Genomic DNA, 16,147 nt, shown 5'->3' with positions numbered 1-16,147 from the left:
ACGGTCGCGCGTTTTTCGCCGACGGGGAGGTCTTCCGCCCGGCAGGCTGCTAGGATACGCATCCCTTTTCCCGACGGCCATGCCTGACGGTCGAGCCCCGCCTGGCGGAGCTCCCGCAGCCGGTTCGTCCGTTCGATACAGAGCCCCGCATGTTTGGATCCGACGACAAGAAGTCTCCCCCCACGGAGAAGAAAGGCCTGTTCGGCTGGTTCCGCAAGAAGACTGCCGAACCCGTAGAGACGCCTGCCGAAGCCCCCGCGCCTGAAGCCGAGGAGCGCCTGCCCGAGCCGCTGGCCAGCGAGCCGGTGCAGCACCCGGAGCCGGTGCCCGAGCCGCCGGAGGCGATTCCCTCGCTGACCCCGGTGCCGGTCGCCGAAGAGGAGGCGCCGTCGCCGGTGGCGCTCACGGCGCTGGTCGAGCCGTTGGTGGCCGATCCCATCGTGCCGCCGGTCGAGGTCGAGCCGGCTAGGGCGCCCGAGGTGGAGCCCGAGCCAGCAGCAGTGCCGGTCGCGCCGCTGCCTCCGGTTGTGCCGGTTGTGCCGGTTGAGTCTGAGCCCGCTCCCGCCCCGGTCGTACCCGTTGCGCCCGTCGCCCCGGTCCGTCCTGAACCCGAGGTGGTTGCGCCCGAACCCGAACCCGAGCCCGCTCCACCCGCCGTCGTCGCCGCTCCCGCCGAACCGGCCAAGCTGGGCTTCTTCGCCCGTCTGCGCCAGGGCCTGTCCAAGACCAGCGCCAGCCTCGGCGAAGGCATGGCCAGCCTGTTCCTCGGCAAGAAGGCCATCGACGACGACCTGCTCGAAGAACTGGAAACCCGCCTGCTGACCGCCGACGTCGGCGTCGAGGCCACCGGTGTCATCATGCGCAATCTGACCCAGAAGGTGGCGCGCAAGCAGCTGGCCGATAGCGAGGCGCTCTACCAGGCATTGCAGCAGGAACTCACCGAGATGCTGCTGCCGGTGGAGCAGCCGCTGGTGATCGATACCTCGCACAAGCCCTATGTCATCCTGGTGGTCGGCGTGAACGGCGCCGGCAAGACCACCACCATCGGCAAGCTGGCCAAGCGGCTGCAGAACGAAGGCAAGAAGGTCATGCTGGCCGCCGGTGACACCTTCCGCGCCGCAGCGGTCGAGCAGCTGCAGGTCTGGGGCGAGCGCAACCGTATCCCGGTGATCGCCCAGCACACCGGCGCCGATTCCGCCTCGGTGATCTTCGACGCCGTCCAGGCCGCCAAGGCCCGCGGTATCGATGTGCTGATCGCCGACACCGCCGGCCGGCTGCACACCAAGGACAACCTCATGGAGGAGCTGCGCAAGGTTCGCCGGGTGATCGGCAAGCTGGACGAGGCGGCGCCCCACGAGACCCTGCTGGTGCTGGACGCCGGTACCGGCCAGAACGCCCTCAACCAGGCCAAGCAGTTCCACAACGCGGTGCCCCTGACCGGCCTGGCGCTGACCAAGCTCGACGGCACCGCCAAGGGCGGGGTGATCTTCGCCCTGGCCAAGCAGAGCGCCCTGCCGATCCGCTATGTTGGCGTCGGCGAAGGCATCGACGACCTGCGGCCCTTCGAGGCGCGGCCCTTCGTCCAGGCCCTGTTCGCGGAGCGGGGCGTCTCATGATCCAGTTCGACCGCGTCTCCAAGCGCTATCCCAACGGTCACGTCGGCCTGCAGGAACTGAGCTTCCGTGCCGAACGCGGCGAGATCCTCTTCGTCACCGGTCATTCCGGCGCCGGCAAGAGCACCCTGATGCGGCTGATCCTGGCCATGGAAAGGCCCACCGGCGGCAAGCTGACCCTGGCCGGCCAGGACATCTCGCGCATCACCAATGCGCAGATTCCCTTTCTGCGCCGGCAGATCGGCGTGGTCTTCCAGAACCACCAGCTGCTCCATGACCGCACCGTGTTCGACAACGTCGCCCTGCCGCTGCAGATCCTCGGCCTGTCCAAGCCCGAGATCGCCAAGCGCGTCGCCTCTGCGCTGGAGCGGGTCAGCCTCAAGGACAAGCTCGACGACTATCCGGCCGAGCTGTCCACCGGCCAGCAACAGCGGGTCGGCATCGCCCGCGCCGTGGTGCATCGGCCGGCCCTGCTGCTCGCCGACGAACCCACCGGCAACCTCGATCCGCGCCTGGCCTCGGAGATCATGGGCGTCTTCGAGGATATCAACAGTCTCGGCACCACGGTGCTGATCGCCAGCCACGACCATGCGCTCATCGCCCGCCTGCACCATCGCATGCTGACCCTGCAGCGCGGTCGCCTGATCGGTGACGAAGAGGAGAGCCAGCCATGAGCGCCACCGAACTGCCCCGTGGCCAGGAACAGGGCGGCAAACCCCAGCGTCCGCAGCGCCAGGCCCCGCAGAAACCCAAGAGCGACTGGCGCAGTCCGCTGCACGCCTACCTCGAAGCCCACCGCACCGGCCTGAGGGACAGCCTCAGGCGCATGGTGCAGCAGCCCATAGGCACCTTTCTCACCTGTCTGGTGATGGGTATCGCCCTGGCGCTGCCCATGGGGGTGTCCTTGCTGCTGAAGAACGTCGAGCGCCTGGGCGGCTCCTGGCAGCGTGCGGCGCAGATCTCGGTGTTCCTCGACCTGCGCACCGGTCAGGACCAGGCCGAGGTGCTGATGAGCCAGATCAAGGTCCTGCCCGATGTGGCCGAGGCGCGCTGGATCAGCCCGGACGATGCCCTGAAGGAATTGCAGCAGGACGCCGGCCTCGGCGAGGCGTTGCGCGAATTGCCGCAGAATCCGCTGCCCGGCGTCATCGCCGTGACGCCCAAGGAAATCGACAAGAGTCGCCTCGACATGCTGCGCAGCCAGCTGGCCGAGATGAACGGCGTGCAGCAGGTGCAGCTGGACATGCAGTGGGTCGAGCGCCTCACCGCCATCCTCAAGCTCGGCGAGCGCTTCGTCTTCGGCCTGACCGTGGTGCTGGTGATCGCCCTGCTGCTGGTGATCGGCAACACCATCCGCCTGGCCATCGAGAATCGCCGCACCGAGATCGAGGTGGTCAAGCTGGTGGGCGGCACCGACGGCTACGTGCGCCGGCCCTTCCTCTACATGGGCGCGCTGTTCGGCCTGGGCGCGGGCATCGCCGCCTGGGCGCTGCTGGTGTTCGGCCTCAACTGGCTCAACGGCGCGGTGCTGGATCTGGCCGGCCTCTACGGCAGCGATTTCGCCCTGGGCAGTGTCGCTATCGAAGACGGGCTGCAACTGCTGATCGGCGCCGTGCTGCTCGGCTACATCGGTGCCTGGCTGGCCGTCGCCCGTCACCTGCGCGAACTCGCGCCGCGCTGACCAACGACCGTTTCCGACACCTTTGGAAACGGTCTAACCCCCTGATGACACAAGCATTTCACGGTGGTTTTCAGCTGGGGTTAAGGGAACCTCGGCTAGTCTGGCGCTGTCCAAAAAATCAGTGTTAGACTGCCCAGTGCTTAGTGAATCGGAGGATTCGCATGACCACTTCGTTGCAACCTGTTCCCACATTGGTTCCCGGCGCCAGCCTGGAAGCCTATGTGCATTCGGTGAACAGCATTCCGCTGCTCACGCCGGAGCGGGAGCGTGAACTGGCTGAGCGCCTCTTCTACAAGGAAGACGTCGAGGCCGCCCGGCAGTTGGTGCTCGCGCATCTGCGTTTCGTGGTGCATATCGCCAAGAGCTATTCCGGCTATGGTCTGGCCCAGGCCGACCTGGTCCAGGAAGGCAATGTCGGCCTGATGAAGGCCGTGAAGCGCTTCAACCCCGAAATGGGCGTACGCCTGGTGTCCTTTGCCGTGCACTGGATCAAGGCCGAAATCCACGAATTTATTCTGCGCAACTGGCGCATCGTCAAGGTCGCCACCACCAAGGCGCAGCGCAAGTTGTTCTTCAACCTGCGCAGTCAGAAGAAACGACTGGCCTGGCTGAACAACGACGAGGTCCATCGCGTGGCCGAAACCCTGGGTGTCGAACCCCGGGAAGTGCGCGAGATGGAAAGTCGTCTGACCGGACATGACATGGCCTTCGACCCGGCCAGCGATGCCGATGACGATGCCGCCTATCAGTCGCCGGCCCAGTACCTGGAAGACAGCCGTTACGATCCGGCGCGTCAGCTGGAGGAAGCCGACTGGACCGACAGTTCCACGGCCAATCTGCACGAGGCCCTGGAGCATCTGGACGACCGCAGCCGCGACATTCTCTACCAGCGCTGGCTGGCCGAGGAAAAGGCGACGCTGCACGAGCTGGCGGCCAAGTACAACGTCTCGGCGGAGCGTATCCGTCAGCTGGAAAAGAACGCGATGAACAAGCTCAAGGGCAATATCGCCGCCTGATCCGCTCGTTGATTGAAAAACCGCACCTTAGGGTGCGGTTTTTTTATGTCTGCAAATCTTATCGCCCAGCCAGTAGGCTGGCTTGGATCAGGCTCTGGCCATCGCGGCCATGGGCCGCTCCTACAAGTACCGGGAAGTCCGTAGGAGCGGCCCATGGCCTCGATAGAGAGTCTGTAGGCTGAAAACCGCGTGCGAAGTCGCCTTGCTACTGCCCGGTCATCCGCCGCAGGTAGTCGCTGCCGCCCAGCTGGCGCTCCTGCTGGCGGATCCAGGCGGCGCGTTCGGCGACATAGGCGCTCGGGCGGCTCGGGCTCCATTCGCGGGGATTGGGCAGCACGGCGGCCAGCAGGCTGGCCTGGCGATCGGACAGGTAGGGAGCACCTATGCCGAAATGGTGACGAGCCGCGGCCTCGGCGCCGAACACGCCGTCGTCCCATTCCACGCTGTTGAGATAGACCTCGAGGATGCGCTGTTTGGACCAGAAGGTTTCCAGCAGCACGGTGAACCAGGCCTCGAAGGCCTTGCGCAGGTAGCTGCGGCCGCTCCAGAGAAAGAGATTCTTGGCGGTCTGCTGGCTGATGGTGCTGGCGCCGCGCAGGGAGCCGCCGGCTTCGTTGTGGCTGAAGGCCTGACGGATCGCCGTCATGTCGAAGCCCCAGTGTTCGGCGAAGTGCTGGTCCTCGCCGGCGATCACCGCCATCTTGAGATCGTCCGGCAGCTCCTTCCAGGGTCGCCAGTCGCGCTGCAGGTCGATGGGTTTGCCGTCGATCCAGGACTCGACCTTGCGCTCCACCATCAGCATGCTGCCCGGCGGCGGCACCCAGCGCAGGATCAGCACCAGGGCGGCGCTGAGGACGGCGAACCAGAGGGCGATACGCAGGAGACGGCGGAGGAGGGTGAGCAGCATCGGCTTGGTCTTTGGCGGTTAGCGGGCCATTATAACCAGCGCTTCTCTTCCATCGCCCGGTAAAACCCATGTTGCGACTCTTCCTGCTGTTCGCCGCTCTGGCCGGCTTCACCGGTGTCGGATTCGGCGCCTTCGCCGCCCATGGACTCAAGGGCCGGCTGACCGCCGACTACCTGGCCGTATTCCAGACCGGCGTGCTCTATCAGCTCATCCACGCCCTGGCGCTGCTCGGCGTCGCGCTCCTGTCGCTGCACTTCCAGGGACGCCTGGTGGCCTGGGCCGGTGGCTTCTTCATCGCCGGCATCCTGCTGTTTTCCGGCAGCCTCTATCTGCTGACGCTGACCGGCATCTCGCGGCTGGGCATCATCACTCCCTTCGGCGGACTGTGCTTTCTCGCCGGCTGGGCGTGCCTGGCCATCCTCGCCTGGCGCCTCGGCAGCCTCTGACCGAGCACTGGCCGTCGTTCCCGGTCTGGCGTCGCTGCAATGCACGCCCGACCGGCGTAGAATGCCGGCTCACCCCGTGACGATGCCTTTGCCATGCAGATTCTGTTGAACGGCGAATCCCTTGAATTGCCGGACGGCGCCACCGTCGCCGACCTGCTCGTGCGTCTCGACCTGACCGGGCGGCGAGTGGCGGTGGAACGCAACCTCGACATCGTGCCGCGCAGCCAGCACGCCACCACCGCCCTGGTGGACGGCGACCGGCTGGAAGTGGTCCACGCCATCGGCGGCGGCTAGCCGCGCAAGAGGAATCCAGATGAAAGACACTCCCTTTACCCTGGCCGGGCGCACCTATGAATCGCGTCTGCTGGTCGGCACCGGCAAGTACCGCGATCTCGAAGAGACCCGCCTGGCCATCGAAGCCTCGGGCGCCGAGATCGTCACCGTGGCGGTGCGCCGCACCAACATCGGCCAGAATCCCGGCGAGCCCAATCTGCTCGACGTGATCTCGCCCGAGCGCTACACCATCCTGCCCAACACCGCCGGCTGCTATGACGCGGTGGAAGCGGTGCGCACCTGCCGCCTGGCGCGCGAGCTGCTCGACGGCCACAACCTGGTCAAGCTGGAAGTCCTGGCCGACCAGAAGACCCTGTTCCCCAATGTCATCGAGACGCTCAAGGCCGCCGAGACCCTGGTTGCCGACGGCTTCGACGTCATGGTCTATACCAGCGACGACCCCATCGTCGCGCGCCAGCTGGAGGCCATCGGCTGCATCGCCGTCATGCCGCTGGCCGGTCTGATCGGCTCGGGCCTGGGCATCTGCAATCCCTACAACCTGCGCATCATCCTCGAAGAGGCCAAGGTGCCGGTGCTGGTGGATGCCGGGGTGGGTACCGCCTCCGACGCCACCATCGCCATGGAGCTGGGTTGCGAAGCGGTGCTGATGAACAGCGCCATCGCCCATGCCCGCGAGCCGGTGCTGATGGCCGAAGCCATGAAGCACGCCATCGTCGCCGGTCGCCTGGCCTATCTGGCCGGGCGCATGCCGCGCAAGCTCTATGCGACCGCGTCCTCGCCGCTGGACGGCCTGGTCAACTAGACCTGGCGCCCTCCATCACGCGCCCGGCCTGTGCCGGGCGTCTCTTTTTCCCACTATCGATAACGCCATGACCGATCATCAAGACGACCAGACCCCCGACCGCCCCCGGCGCACCATCAAGAGCTTCGTGATGCGCGCCGGCCGCATGACCGAAGGCCAGCAACGCGGTCTCGACCAGGGGTGGCCGCGTTTCGGTCTGGAGCTGACCGACGGCCCCCAGGATTTCGACCAGGTATTCGGGCGCCAGGCGCCGCGTACCTTCGAGATCGGCTTCGGCATGGGCCATTCCACCCTGGAAATGGCTGCCGCCGCGCCGGAGCAGGATTTCATCGGCGTCGAGGTGCATCGTCCGGGCGTGGGTGCGTTGCTCAATGGCGCCATGACCCAGGAGCTGACCAATCTGCGGGTCTACAGCTGCGATGCCCTGGAGGTGCTGCGCCAGTGCGTGGCCGATGCCAGTCTGGACCGGGTACTGCTGTTCTTTCCCGATCCCTGGCACAAGAGCCGCCACCACAAGCGGCGGATCGTCCAGCCGGCCTTCGCCGAGCTGGTTCGGCAGAAGCTCAGGGTCGGCGGGGTGCTGCACATGGCTACCGATTGGCAGGCCTATGCCGAACACATGCTCGAGATCATGAACGCCGCCCCCGGTTACCATAACCTCGGCGACGCCTCGGGCTATGTACCGCGTCCCGAGGAAAGACCCATCACCAAGTTCGAACGCCGTGGCGAACGCCTGGGGCATGGCGTCTGGGATCTCAAGTTCGAACGCCAGAGCTGACCGTGTATCTCTGACGAATCGAGCTTGAGCTGGTGAGGGACAATTGGCATGATGGCCAATTGCCCTGCTGTGATGGCGGTTGCATTCGAATTCACAGAGACACCTGGATGTCAGCCTTCCTCAAGAATGCCAACCGGCTCCGCGCCGCCCTTCGTGCAGAGCGGATCCGATGACGGACCTGGTACGCCCCGACTCGCCAGCGGCCGAGTTGCACGCCGTACGGCGCTGGCTCGAAGTCGAACGCAGCGCCCGGCAGCGTACCGAACGCTCGCTGCACCTCATCGCCTCGGCCTTCGCCCTCTGTCGCGACGCCATGGCCGTGCTGACCGAGAGTGGTCAGATCATCGAAGCCAATGATGCCCTGCGCGCCCTGATGCTCAGTGCGGAGCGCAGTGTCAGCGGTCAGTACCTGTCCCACTACATCAAGTTGCCCGAGACGGCCATCCGCACCTTCGAGCGCGACGGCTATGCCCTGTGCGAAGCCCAGTTCCACGTCTCCGCCAAACGCGTCACGCCGGTGGAGATCAGCCTGAGTCGCTTTGCCGGCGAGGCGGATCGCGAAGGCTATGTGGTCGCCAGCCTGAGGGACATCACCGAGCGCAAGCGCGCCGAGCAGGCCCTGGAGCGCATGGCCCTGAGCGATGCCCTGACCCAGCTGCCCAACCGGACCTCCTTCTACCAGGATTTCGAGACGCGCCTGCAGGATCTGGAGGAAGCCGGCAACCTGGCGGTGCTGTTCATCGATGTCGATGGCTTCAAGGAGGTTAACGACTCCCTGGGCCATGCCGCCGGGGACGAGTTGCTCTGTGCCCTGGTGCGCGAATTGCGCCAGGTGCTGGGCGCCGGCGAGGTGCTGGCGCGCTGGGGCGGCGATGAATTCGTCGCCCTGCTGGACGTGAGCGATCGCGATCAGGCGCGCCAGGTGGCCGAGCAGCTGGTGCAGGCGGTGGGGCGCCAGCAATGCATCGCCGGCCACGATATCCGCGTATCGGCCAGCATCGGCCTGAGTCTGGCGCCCGAAGAGGGGCTGGATGTGGAGACCCTGCTGCGCAACGCCGATGCCGCCATGTACGCGGCCAAAGCGGCCGGCAAGAGCCGGGTGCGCTGCTACGATCCGCAGCTGACCAGCGAGGCGCGCAGCAAGGTGACCCTGCTAGCCCATCTGCACGGCGCCATCGAAGCCGAACTGATCACCTTCGTGCTGCAACCCAAGTTCGATGCCCGCCAACGCATGATCAGCGCCGAGTTGCTGGCGCGCTGGAATTGTCCGGGGGTCGGCGCCGTGCCGCCCAATGTCTTCGTCGCCCTGGCCGAGCAGAATGGCATGGCCTCGGCCCTCGGGCGTCTGGCCATCCGCCGCGCGGCCGGTTGCGCCCGGGCGCTACAGGACGCCGGCCTGCAGATCCCGGTGGCGGTCAACATCTCGCCGCTGCAGGTGGCCGATGACGAACTGGCCGAGGTCCTGGCGGCGGCCTGCGCCGAATTCGCTATCGCGCCCAGGGCCCTGGAGCTGGAGGTGACCGAGTCGGTGTTCCTGCAGAAGGGCACCCCGGAGCGGCGCCTGGCCCTGTTGCGCGAGCAGGGCTTCCGGGTGGCGATGGATGACTTCGGCACCGGTTATTCGTCGCTGGGCTACCTGCACCGCTTGCCCTTCGACACCATCAAGATCGACCGCAGCTTTCTGCTGGCGGTCGACGCCGACGACAGATCCCGGCAGCTGCTGGCCGGCATCGTCAGCCTGTGCCGCGCGCTAGACATGCAGATCGTCGCCGAAGGGGTGGAAACCCAGGCCCAGTTCGAATTGCTCAAGGACCTGGGCGTGGACACCTTCCAGGGCTTCCTGCTGGGTCGCCCGCAATCCCTGGAGTGCCTGCTGGACGCTATCCGCGCCGCCGACCGCTAGCCGCGACGCTCGGCCAGCACGCCCAGCAGGCAGACGCCGATCAGCAGCACCGGGGCCAGGGCGTAGTTGTTGAATTGCGCCAGGCCCTTGACCACCCAGGGGGTCAGGAAGGTCATGGCAGCGCCATAGATGGCCAGGCAGGCCAGGGCGAAGGCCGGGACCCGGACGGCGGTCGGCAGGCTGCCCAGGCGCGCCTGGATGAAGGCGTTGACCTGGCTGCCGAACAGCACCAGCAGGGTGGCGGTGACCGCCAGGGCCACCTCGTCCAGGTGGCTGCGACTCCAGCGGGAGAGGTCGGCGATATGGTCGAGTACGAAATCCAAGGCAGAGCTCCTCGTCAGTCAGGCAGAAAGAATTGCAAGAGGTCGTTCAGGAACAGCTGGCCGCGGGCGGTGGGGCGCAGGCGCTCCTCGTCCTCGGCCAAAAGGCCGGCGCGGCGCGCCGCGGCCAGCGCCGGCGCCAGGCTGTCCAGCGACTGACCGGTCCGCTGCGGATACCAGGCGGCGGGCACCCCGTCGACCAGGCGCAGGGCGTTCATCATGAAATCGAAGGGCAGATCGGCCGGCTCCAGAGCTTTCGCGCCGGCCTGGAAGGCCTTGGCCGGATCCAGGTAGTCCTTGGGCAGGCGGGTCTTCCAGGTGCGCAGCAGGGTACCGTCCGGAGCGCTGAGCTTGGCGTGGGCGCCGGCGCCGATGCCGAGGAAGTCGCCGAAGCCCCAGTAGTTGAGATTGTGCCGCGCCTGGCGCCGGGGCTGGGCATAGGCGGAGGTCTCGTACTGCCCGTAGCCGGCGGCCGCCAGCCGCGCCTGGCCGGCTTCCTGGATGTCCCAGAGGGTGTCGTCTTCGGGCAGCTCCGGCGGCTGGCTCCAGAACACCGTGTTGGGCTCCATGGTCAGCTGGTACCAGGACAGGTGCGTGGGCGCCAGGGCGATGGCCTGCTCCAGATCACCGAGGGCATCGGCCACGCTCTGCTCGGGCAGGCCGTGCATGAGGTCCAGGTTGAAGTTGTCGAAACCGGCGGCGCGCGCCCGGTCGGCGGCGCGGATGGCTTCCTCGCGGCCGTGGATACGCCCCAGGGCCTTGAGCTTGGCATCCTGGAAACTCTGGATACCGATCGACAGCCGATTGATGCCCAGACCGCGATAGGCGACGAACTTGGCCTGCTCGAAGGTGCCGGGGTTGGCTTCCAGGGTGATCTCGATGTCCGGCGCGAAGCTCAGGCGCCGGGCCACGCCGTCCAGCAGACGCCCCAGGGCCTCGGCGGAAAACAGACTGGGCGTGCCGCCGCCAAAGAAGATCGAGGTCAGCGGGCGGCCATGGACGTGGATCAGGTCCTGGTCCAGATCCGCCAGCAAGGCATCGACGTACTCCGTTTCCGGTAGCGTCGGACCGGCCGCATGGGAGTTGAAGTCGCAATAGGGGCACTTGCGCACGCACCAGGGGATGTGGACGTAGAGCGCCAGTGGCGGCAGGGCGAACACCTGGGTCACAGGCCGAGCCGTTGCTTGAGCTGGGCCATGGCGCGGGCGCGATGGCTGCGCTGGTTCTTTTCCGCCGGCGCTAGTTCGGCTGCGGAGACCGCTTCGCCATCGGGCTGGAACAGCGGATCGTAGCCGAAGCCATGCTCGCCCTGGGCGGCATGCAGGATGCGCCCGGGCCAGAGGCCTTCGCAGAGGATCGGCAGCGGATCGTCGGCGTGACGCACCAGCGCCAGCACGCAGACGAATTGGCCGGTGCGCTCGGCGTCGGGCACCGCTTTCAAGGCCTCGAGCAGCTTGGCGTTGTTGGCGGCATCGCCCTGGCCGTCGGCGTAGCGCGCGGAATAGATGCCGGGGGCGCCGCCGAGGGCGTCCACCGCCAGGCCCGAATCGTCGGCCAGGGCCGGCAGACCGGACAGCCGCGCCGCGTTGCGTGCCTTGAGGATGGCGTTTTCGACAAAGGACAGCCCGGTTTCCTCGGGCTCCACCTGGCTGAATTCACCCACCGAGCGCACCCGCACCCGGTCGCCGAGCATGGCCTGGAGTTCCTTGAGCTTGCCGGCATTGTGGCTGGCGAGCACCAGTTCGGTAAGGTCGGACATGGGAGACTCCGCGTCGCTTTGAGAAGGGCGGCGTATTGTACGCGAAGCCGTGCCCGGGCTGGCTGCGCCCCCCGTGCCTTACGTCATATCGCGACGCGATGCTCCTGCAGGCGCGGCGCGCTGACCCGGTAGATGCCGATCTCGCCGAGCAGGTTGGGCCACAGCTTGCTGGCCCAGCCGTGGCGGTGCAGGCGGTCCACGGCGAGGCGATCCAGCACCTGGGCGCGCTGTTCGCGGCAGAGGCGCTCGAAGTCCTCGAAGGTGCAGAAGTGGATGTTCGGCGTGTTGTACCAGGTGTAGGGCAGGAAGTCGGAGACCGGCATCCGCCCCCGGCTGCCCAGGTACAGCCGGCAGCGCCAGTGACCGAAGTTGGGAAAGGTGATGATGCACTGGCGACCGACCCTGAGCATCTCCTGGAGGATGCGATCGGGGTACTGCATGGCCTGCAGCGACTGGGTCATGACCACCACGTCGAAGCTGTCGCTGGCGAAGTTGGCCAGGCCGCCGTCGAGATCCTGCTCGATGACGTTGACGTCCTTGAGCAGGCATTCGGCGATCTTGTCCGGGTCGATCTCCAGGCCGTAGCCGGTGACCTGCTTGTGATCGCGCAGCCAGGCGAGCAGTTCGCCGGTGCCGCAACCGAGGTCGAGGACCCGGCTGCCGGCGGGGATCCATTCCTGAATGATGTCCAGATCGGCGCGCACGGCAGCTATACCTCGATGCGGGTCATGTAGTGGGAGAAGGCCTGCAGATAGCGCGGGATGGGAATGAGGAAGGCGTCATGGCCCTGGGGCGCGTCGACCTCCAGGTAGCTGACGTCCTTGCGCGCGGCCATCAGGGCGTTGACGATCTCCTTGGAACGCGCCGGCGAGAAGCGCCAGTCGGTGGTGAAGGAGACGATCAGGAAGCGCGCCTGCACCCCGGCCAGGGTCTTGGCCAGGTCGCCGCCATGGGCATGGGCCGGATCGAAGTAGTCCAGCGCCTTGGTCATCAGCAGGTAGGTGTTGGCGTCGAAACGGCCGGAGAATTCCTCGCCCTGATAGCGCAGGTAGCTCTCGACCTGGAATTCGACGCTGTGGAAGTCGTAGTTGAGCTGGTCGGTCTTGAGTTCGCGACCGAATTTTTCGCCCATGGCCTCGTCGGACAGGTAGGTGATGTGGCCGACCATGCGCGCCAGCATCAGGCCGCGCTTGGGGATCACACCCTTTTCCTGGAAGTGGCCGGCGTGGAAGTCCGGATCTGAGAGGATGGCCTGGCGCGCCACCTCGTTGAAGGCGATGTTTTCCGCCGACAGCTTGGGCGCCGAGGCGATGGCCAGGCAGTGGCGGATGCGCTCGGGATAGCTGATGGTCCACTGCAGCGCCTGCATGCCGCCCAGGCTGCCGCCGATCACCGCCGCCCACTGCCCGATACCCAGGCGATCGGCCAGGCGTGCCTGGCTGTTGACCCAGTCTTCCACGGTGAGCACCGGGAAGTCCGCGCCATAGGCCCGACCGGTCTCGGGATTGGGGCTGCTGGGGCCGGTGGAGCCGTTGCAGCCGCCCAGGTTGTTGAGGGCGACCACGAAGAACTTGCGGGTGTCGATGGGCTTGCCGGGGCCGATGCAGCTGTCCCACCAGCCGGGCTTGCGGTCGTTCAGGCTGTGATAGCCGGCCGCGTGGTGATGGCCGGAGAGCGCGTGGCAGATCAGCACGGCGTTGCTGCGACTGGCGTTGAGTTCGCCATAGGTCTCGACCATCAGGTCATAGGCCGGCAGGGTGCGACCACAGGCCAGGGCCAGCGGCTCGCTGAAATGCAGCAGCTCGGGGGTGACCAGGCCGACGGAATCTTCGGGAATGACGCTGGGCATTGACGGCTCGTCCGGGGCGGGGCTCGCCAGTCTAAAGAGCACCGCCGGGAGCGGCAAGGGCAGGCGTGGCGCGGCGGCCAAGGGCCGCGCCACGGTAGCAGGTGGCGCTAGCCGACCCGCGCCAGCGGCAGGGTGACCACGTTGTCGTGGCGCTGGGACGGCGCCGGCCGGCTGATCTGCTTGAGCATGTCGCTGACCTCGCTGAGCTGCCCGTGCAGGACGTCCTCGTGCACCTGCAGCCGGCGCACCTGCTCCTGGCTGTTGAGGTTCTGCTGGGTGAGCTGCTTGAGCGCCAGCATGCTGGTTTCCAGCAGCTGCTTCTGCTCGCGGGTGTGCTGCACCAGCGGGGTCAGGGCGCCGTCGTTCCAGCGCAGCACCTGGGCATGGGCGCCTTCCTGCAGCGCCTGGACCTCCTGGGCCACGGTGGCGAAGAAGCGGCGGGCCAGGGCGCTCTGCTCGGTGAGCAGGGTCTTGACCTGACGCTGGACCTCCTCGGTCTTGAGTTGCAGCTGGCGCAGCTCGCGGACATAGGGGCGGATGCGCAGTCGCGGCGCTTCCAGGGGATGCAGCGGATTCTCGACATTGTGCCGCTGGTAGACTGCGCCGAGCACCTTGTTGGCCCGGTCCGCCTCGTTGTCCAGGGCCAGCAGGTCATGCTCGACCACGCGAAAGAAACGGGCGATGGACTGGTTGATGCCGACGGTGGTCAGGCTGCTGCGGAATTCCCGGCGGGCGGTGTCCAGATGGGCGTCCAGGCGCTCCGACGCGACCAGGTCGGTCAGCAGCTTGCGCTGCCCGGCCAGCATGTTCTGGGTGGTGCGTAGGTCCAGCAGGCGACGGTGATACTGGTCGTATTCCTGGCGCGTGCGAGCGGTCTGCAATTCCAGGCCGGCACCGGGCAATTCCTCGTCGGCCAGTTGCGCGTACTGGGCGCGAATGGCTTCCAGGCGCTGCTCGATGAGGGTACGGCTGGCGCCCAGCAGACCACTGGCCTGCTGCACGATGCGCTGCTGCAACAGACGCTCGCGGGCGCCGACGATGCGTTCGGCGAGCAGCTGTTCGAGGCTGTCGAGCTGGCTGCGCGCGAGCAATTCCAGATCGCCGCGGACCTTGCCCAGCAGCGCCTGCTTGGCCGACAGCGGCAGGATGTGCTCGGCCGGCAGCGCCAGTTGCCGGGCGCTGGCCTGGCGGACGTTTTCCAGCGACTGGGCGACATGGGCGACCCCGCCGAGGTCGTCCCAGAGGCTGTCGATCTTGTTCATCACCGCGAACAGCCGCTCCGGGGCATCGCCCAGGGAGGGCTTGACGCACTGTTCCCAGAGCGCCAGGTCCGAAGCGGTCACGCCGGTGTCGGCACCGATGAGAAAGAGTACGGCCTGGGCGTGGGGCAGCAGCGACAGGGTCAGTTCGGGTTCGGCGCCCAGGGCGTTGAGGCCGGGGGTGTCGAGGATGCGCAGGCCCTGGCGCAGCAGCGGGTGGTCGATGCTGATCAGCGCGTGGCGCCAGGCCGGGATGCTGACCAGACCGGCGCTGTCGAGCTGTTCCAACTGCTCGGGATCGAAGCCCAGTTGCACGGCGGCGGCGGTTTCCACCTCGCGGGTCTCGGTGACCTTGGCCAGCAGGGCGGCCATGGCGTCCGGGTGGCGGTCGTCCAGGGCGAAGCGCTGCCAGGCCTCGGGCGTCTTGCGCCAGGCGGCCAGGCTGCGTTCGTCCAGGCGGCTGTCGATGGGCAGCAGCTGCAGATAGGGACCGTCGGCCCCGGCGTCATGGAAGATCTCGGTGGGGCACATGGTGGTGCGCCCGGCCTGGGACGGCAGCATGCGCTGGCCGTAGTCGGCGAAGAAGAGGGCGTTGATCAGCTCGGTCTTGCCGCGGGAGAACTCGCCGGCGAAGGCCAGGGTGATGCCGTCGGCCTGCAATTCGCTCTGGCAGCTGGCCAGGGCGGCGTCCAGGGCCGGGGAGGCCAGGCGGTTACGCTGCAACCAGTCGCGGTAGCGGCCCAATTGGGTGTCGAGTTCGGCTTTCCACGTGGCATAGGCATCGACGTGGCGGAACAGGCGTTCCATAGGGGACTTCCTTGACCTGGACAGCAAAGGCTGGACGGTGCCCCAGCGTCCAGAGGACGTCAATGCCGCCTCCGCCACGACGCGGCGGGCGGTCGTGGCGGGTGCGCGAGTGGTGCGTCAGAGGAAGGGGGCGAGAATCTGCGGCATGCCGGTGGCGGCGGCCAACTGGCCGATGACGAAGCGATCCAGCAGATTGATCACGATGAAGGCGAAGATCGGCGACAGATCCAGGCCACCCAGATTCGGCAGGATGCGGCGGAAGGGGGCCAGCAGCGGCTCGCAGATCTGATTGACCAACTCGGCGGCGGGGTTGTGGGTCTGGGGCGCGACCCAGGAAAGGATGACGCTGACGATCAGGGCGAAGAAGAACACCTTAAGGAACAGCGACGCCACGCCCAGCAGCGCCCAGATCAGCAGGGCGGGGAACAGGCCGCCGATGCTGGCGCCGAGCAGCACCACCACGACCATCATCAGCGCCAGCTGGACCAGGATCGCCAGCACCAGGGCCGCCAGATCGACGCCGCCGAAGCCGGGGATGATGCGCCGTACCGGCTTGAGCAGCGGCTGGGTGGCGCGCACGGTGAATTGCGACAGCGGATTGTAGAAGTCGGCCCGCACCAGCTGCAGGATGAAACGCAGCAGGATGATCAGCAGATAGAGACTGCCGAGGGTCTGGATGACGTAGACGAGGGCTTGCGCGAAAGCGGACATGG

The 16,147-nt window shown here is 66.9% G+C and carries 17 protein-coding genes; 9 read left to right on the top strand and 8 right to left on the bottom strand.

The window, feature by feature from the left end:
* Positions 1 to 149 precede the first annotated feature (149 nt).
* The 4 genes from ftsY to rpoH all read left to right on the top strand — a co-directional run bounded on the left by ftsY (position 150) and on the right by rpoH (position 4,310).
* Positions 150 to 1,616, top strand: a complete 1,467-nt coding sequence (ftsY, locus tag AX284_RS09555; RefSeq protein WP_068384907.1) for a signal recognition particle-docking protein FtsY — start codon at positions 150 to 152, stop codon at positions 1,614 to 1,616.
* Positions 1,613 to 2,287 carry a cell division ATP-binding protein FtsE gene (gene ftsE / locus AX284_RS09550; protein ID WP_064309254.1) on the top strand — a complete coding sequence of 225 codons (675 nt, stop codon included), beginning with the start codon at positions 1,613 to 1,615 and terminating at the stop codon, positions 2,285 to 2,287. Before ftsY ends, ftsE begins: the two co-directional genes overlap by 4 nt.
* Positions 2,284 to 3,294, top strand: a complete 1,011-nt coding sequence (gene ftsX, locus AX284_RS09545; protein WP_064309253.1) for a permease-like cell division protein FtsX — start codon at positions 2,284 to 2,286, stop codon at positions 3,292 to 3,294. Before ftsE ends, ftsX begins: the two co-directional genes overlap by 4 nt.
* 161 nt (positions 3,295 to 3,455) lie before the next feature.
* Entirely contained in the window at positions 3,456 to 4,310 is an 855-nt protein-coding gene (gene rpoH, locus AX284_RS09540) for an RNA polymerase sigma factor RpoH (protein WP_064309252.1), read from the top strand.
* A gap of 205 nt (positions 4,311 to 4,515) precedes the next feature.
* On the opposite strand, the gene mtgA is transcribed toward rpoH, so the two are convergent.
* Entirely contained in the window at positions 4,516 to 5,217 is a 702-nt protein-coding gene (gene mtgA, locus AX284_RS09535; protein WP_017641001.1) for a monofunctional biosynthetic peptidoglycan transglycosylase, read from the bottom strand.
* Positions 5,218 to 5,285: 68 nt separating this feature from the next.
* Between mtgA and AX284_RS09530 the strand changes: the two genes are divergently transcribed.
* From AX284_RS09530 to AX284_RS09510, 5 genes are all read left to right on the top strand, one after another.
* Positions 5,286 to 5,663, top strand: coding sequence for a DUF423 domain-containing protein (locus tag AX284_RS09530; RefSeq protein WP_064309251.1), 378 nt, complete (start codon positions 5,286 to 5,288; stop codon positions 5,661 to 5,663).
* 93 nt (positions 5,664 to 5,756) lie between these two features.
* On the top strand, positions 5,757 to 5,957 hold the full coding sequence (thiS, locus tag AX284_RS09525) for a sulfur carrier protein ThiS (protein WP_017640999.1): 201 nt from the start codon (positions 5,757 to 5,759) through the stop codon (positions 5,955 to 5,957).
* 19 nt (positions 5,958 to 5,976) lie between these two features.
* Positions 5,977 to 6,759 (top strand): thiazole synthase, encoded by a 783-nt coding sequence (locus tag AX284_RS09520; protein ID WP_064309250.1) that lies wholly within the window; start codon positions 5,977 to 5,979, stop codon positions 6,757 to 6,759.
* Positions 6,760 to 6,826: 67 nt separating this feature from the next.
* Positions 6,827 to 7,537, top strand: coding sequence for a tRNA (guanosine(46)-N7)-methyltransferase TrmB (gene trmB / locus AX284_RS09515; RefSeq protein WP_064309249.1), 711 nt, complete (start codon positions 6,827 to 6,829; stop codon positions 7,535 to 7,537).
* A gap of 169 nt (positions 7,538 to 7,706) precedes the next feature.
* Positions 7,707 to 9,440, top strand: a complete 1,734-nt coding sequence (locus tag AX284_RS09510; protein ID WP_064309248.1) for a putative bifunctional diguanylate cyclase/phosphodiesterase — start codon at positions 7,707 to 7,709, stop codon at positions 9,438 to 9,440.
* Here AX284_RS09510 and AX284_RS09505 read toward each other — a convergent pair.
* The 7 genes from AX284_RS09505 to AX284_RS09475 all read right to left on the bottom strand — a co-directional run bounded on the left by AX284_RS09505 (position 9,437) and on the right by AX284_RS09475 (position 16,145).
* A complete protein-coding gene (locus AX284_RS09505) occupies positions 9,437 to 9,763 on the bottom strand; it encodes a DUF3392 family protein (protein ID WP_007161657.1) in 327 nt (108 codons plus the stop codon). The genes AX284_RS09510 and AX284_RS09505 overlap by 4 nt on opposite strands.
* Before the next feature lie 14 nt (positions 9,764 to 9,777).
* Positions 9,778 to 10,929 carry a radical SAM family heme chaperone HemW gene (gene hemW / locus AX284_RS09500; protein WP_068384904.1) on the bottom strand — a complete coding sequence of 384 codons (1,152 nt, stop codon included), beginning with the start codon at positions 10,927 to 10,929 and terminating at the stop codon, positions 9,778 to 9,780.
* Positions 10,926 to 11,519, bottom strand: coding sequence for an RdgB/HAM1 family non-canonical purine NTP pyrophosphatase (rdgB, locus tag AX284_RS09495; protein WP_027598888.1), 594 nt, complete (start codon positions 11,517 to 11,519; stop codon positions 10,926 to 10,928). Before rdgB ends, hemW begins: the two co-directional genes overlap by 4 nt.
* A gap of 83 nt (positions 11,520 to 11,602) precedes the next feature.
* On the bottom strand, positions 11,603 to 12,223 hold the full coding sequence (gene metW, locus AX284_RS09490) for a methionine biosynthesis protein MetW (protein WP_068384902.1): 621 nt from the start codon (positions 12,221 to 12,223) through the stop codon (positions 11,603 to 11,605).
* Between the two features lie 5 nt (positions 12,224 to 12,228).
* Positions 12,229 to 13,368 (bottom strand): homoserine O-succinyltransferase MetX, encoded by a 1,140-nt coding sequence (gene metX / locus AX284_RS09485; RefSeq protein WP_068384900.1) that lies wholly within the window; start codon positions 13,366 to 13,368, stop codon positions 12,229 to 12,231.
* Between the two features lie 107 nt (positions 13,369 to 13,475).
* Positions 13,476 to 15,434, bottom strand: coding sequence for a dynamin family protein (locus AX284_RS09480; protein WP_017640990.1), 1,959 nt, complete (start codon positions 15,432 to 15,434; stop codon positions 13,476 to 13,478).
* A 117-nt stretch (positions 15,435 to 15,551) separates the two neighbouring features.
* The gene (locus tag AX284_RS09475) at positions 15,552 to 16,145 is read right to left on the bottom strand and encodes a YggT family protein (RefSeq protein WP_064309244.1); all 594 of its coding nucleotides are present in this window, start codon (positions 16,143 to 16,145) and stop codon (positions 15,552 to 15,554) included.
* Positions 16,146 to 16,147: the final 2 nt, after the last annotated feature.

This window comes from Pseudomonas sp. HUK17 (genome assembly GCF_001566765.1).
The sequence above is the reverse complement of the archived record's forward strand: the minus strand, read 5'-3'. Positions and strand labels throughout refer to the sequence as shown.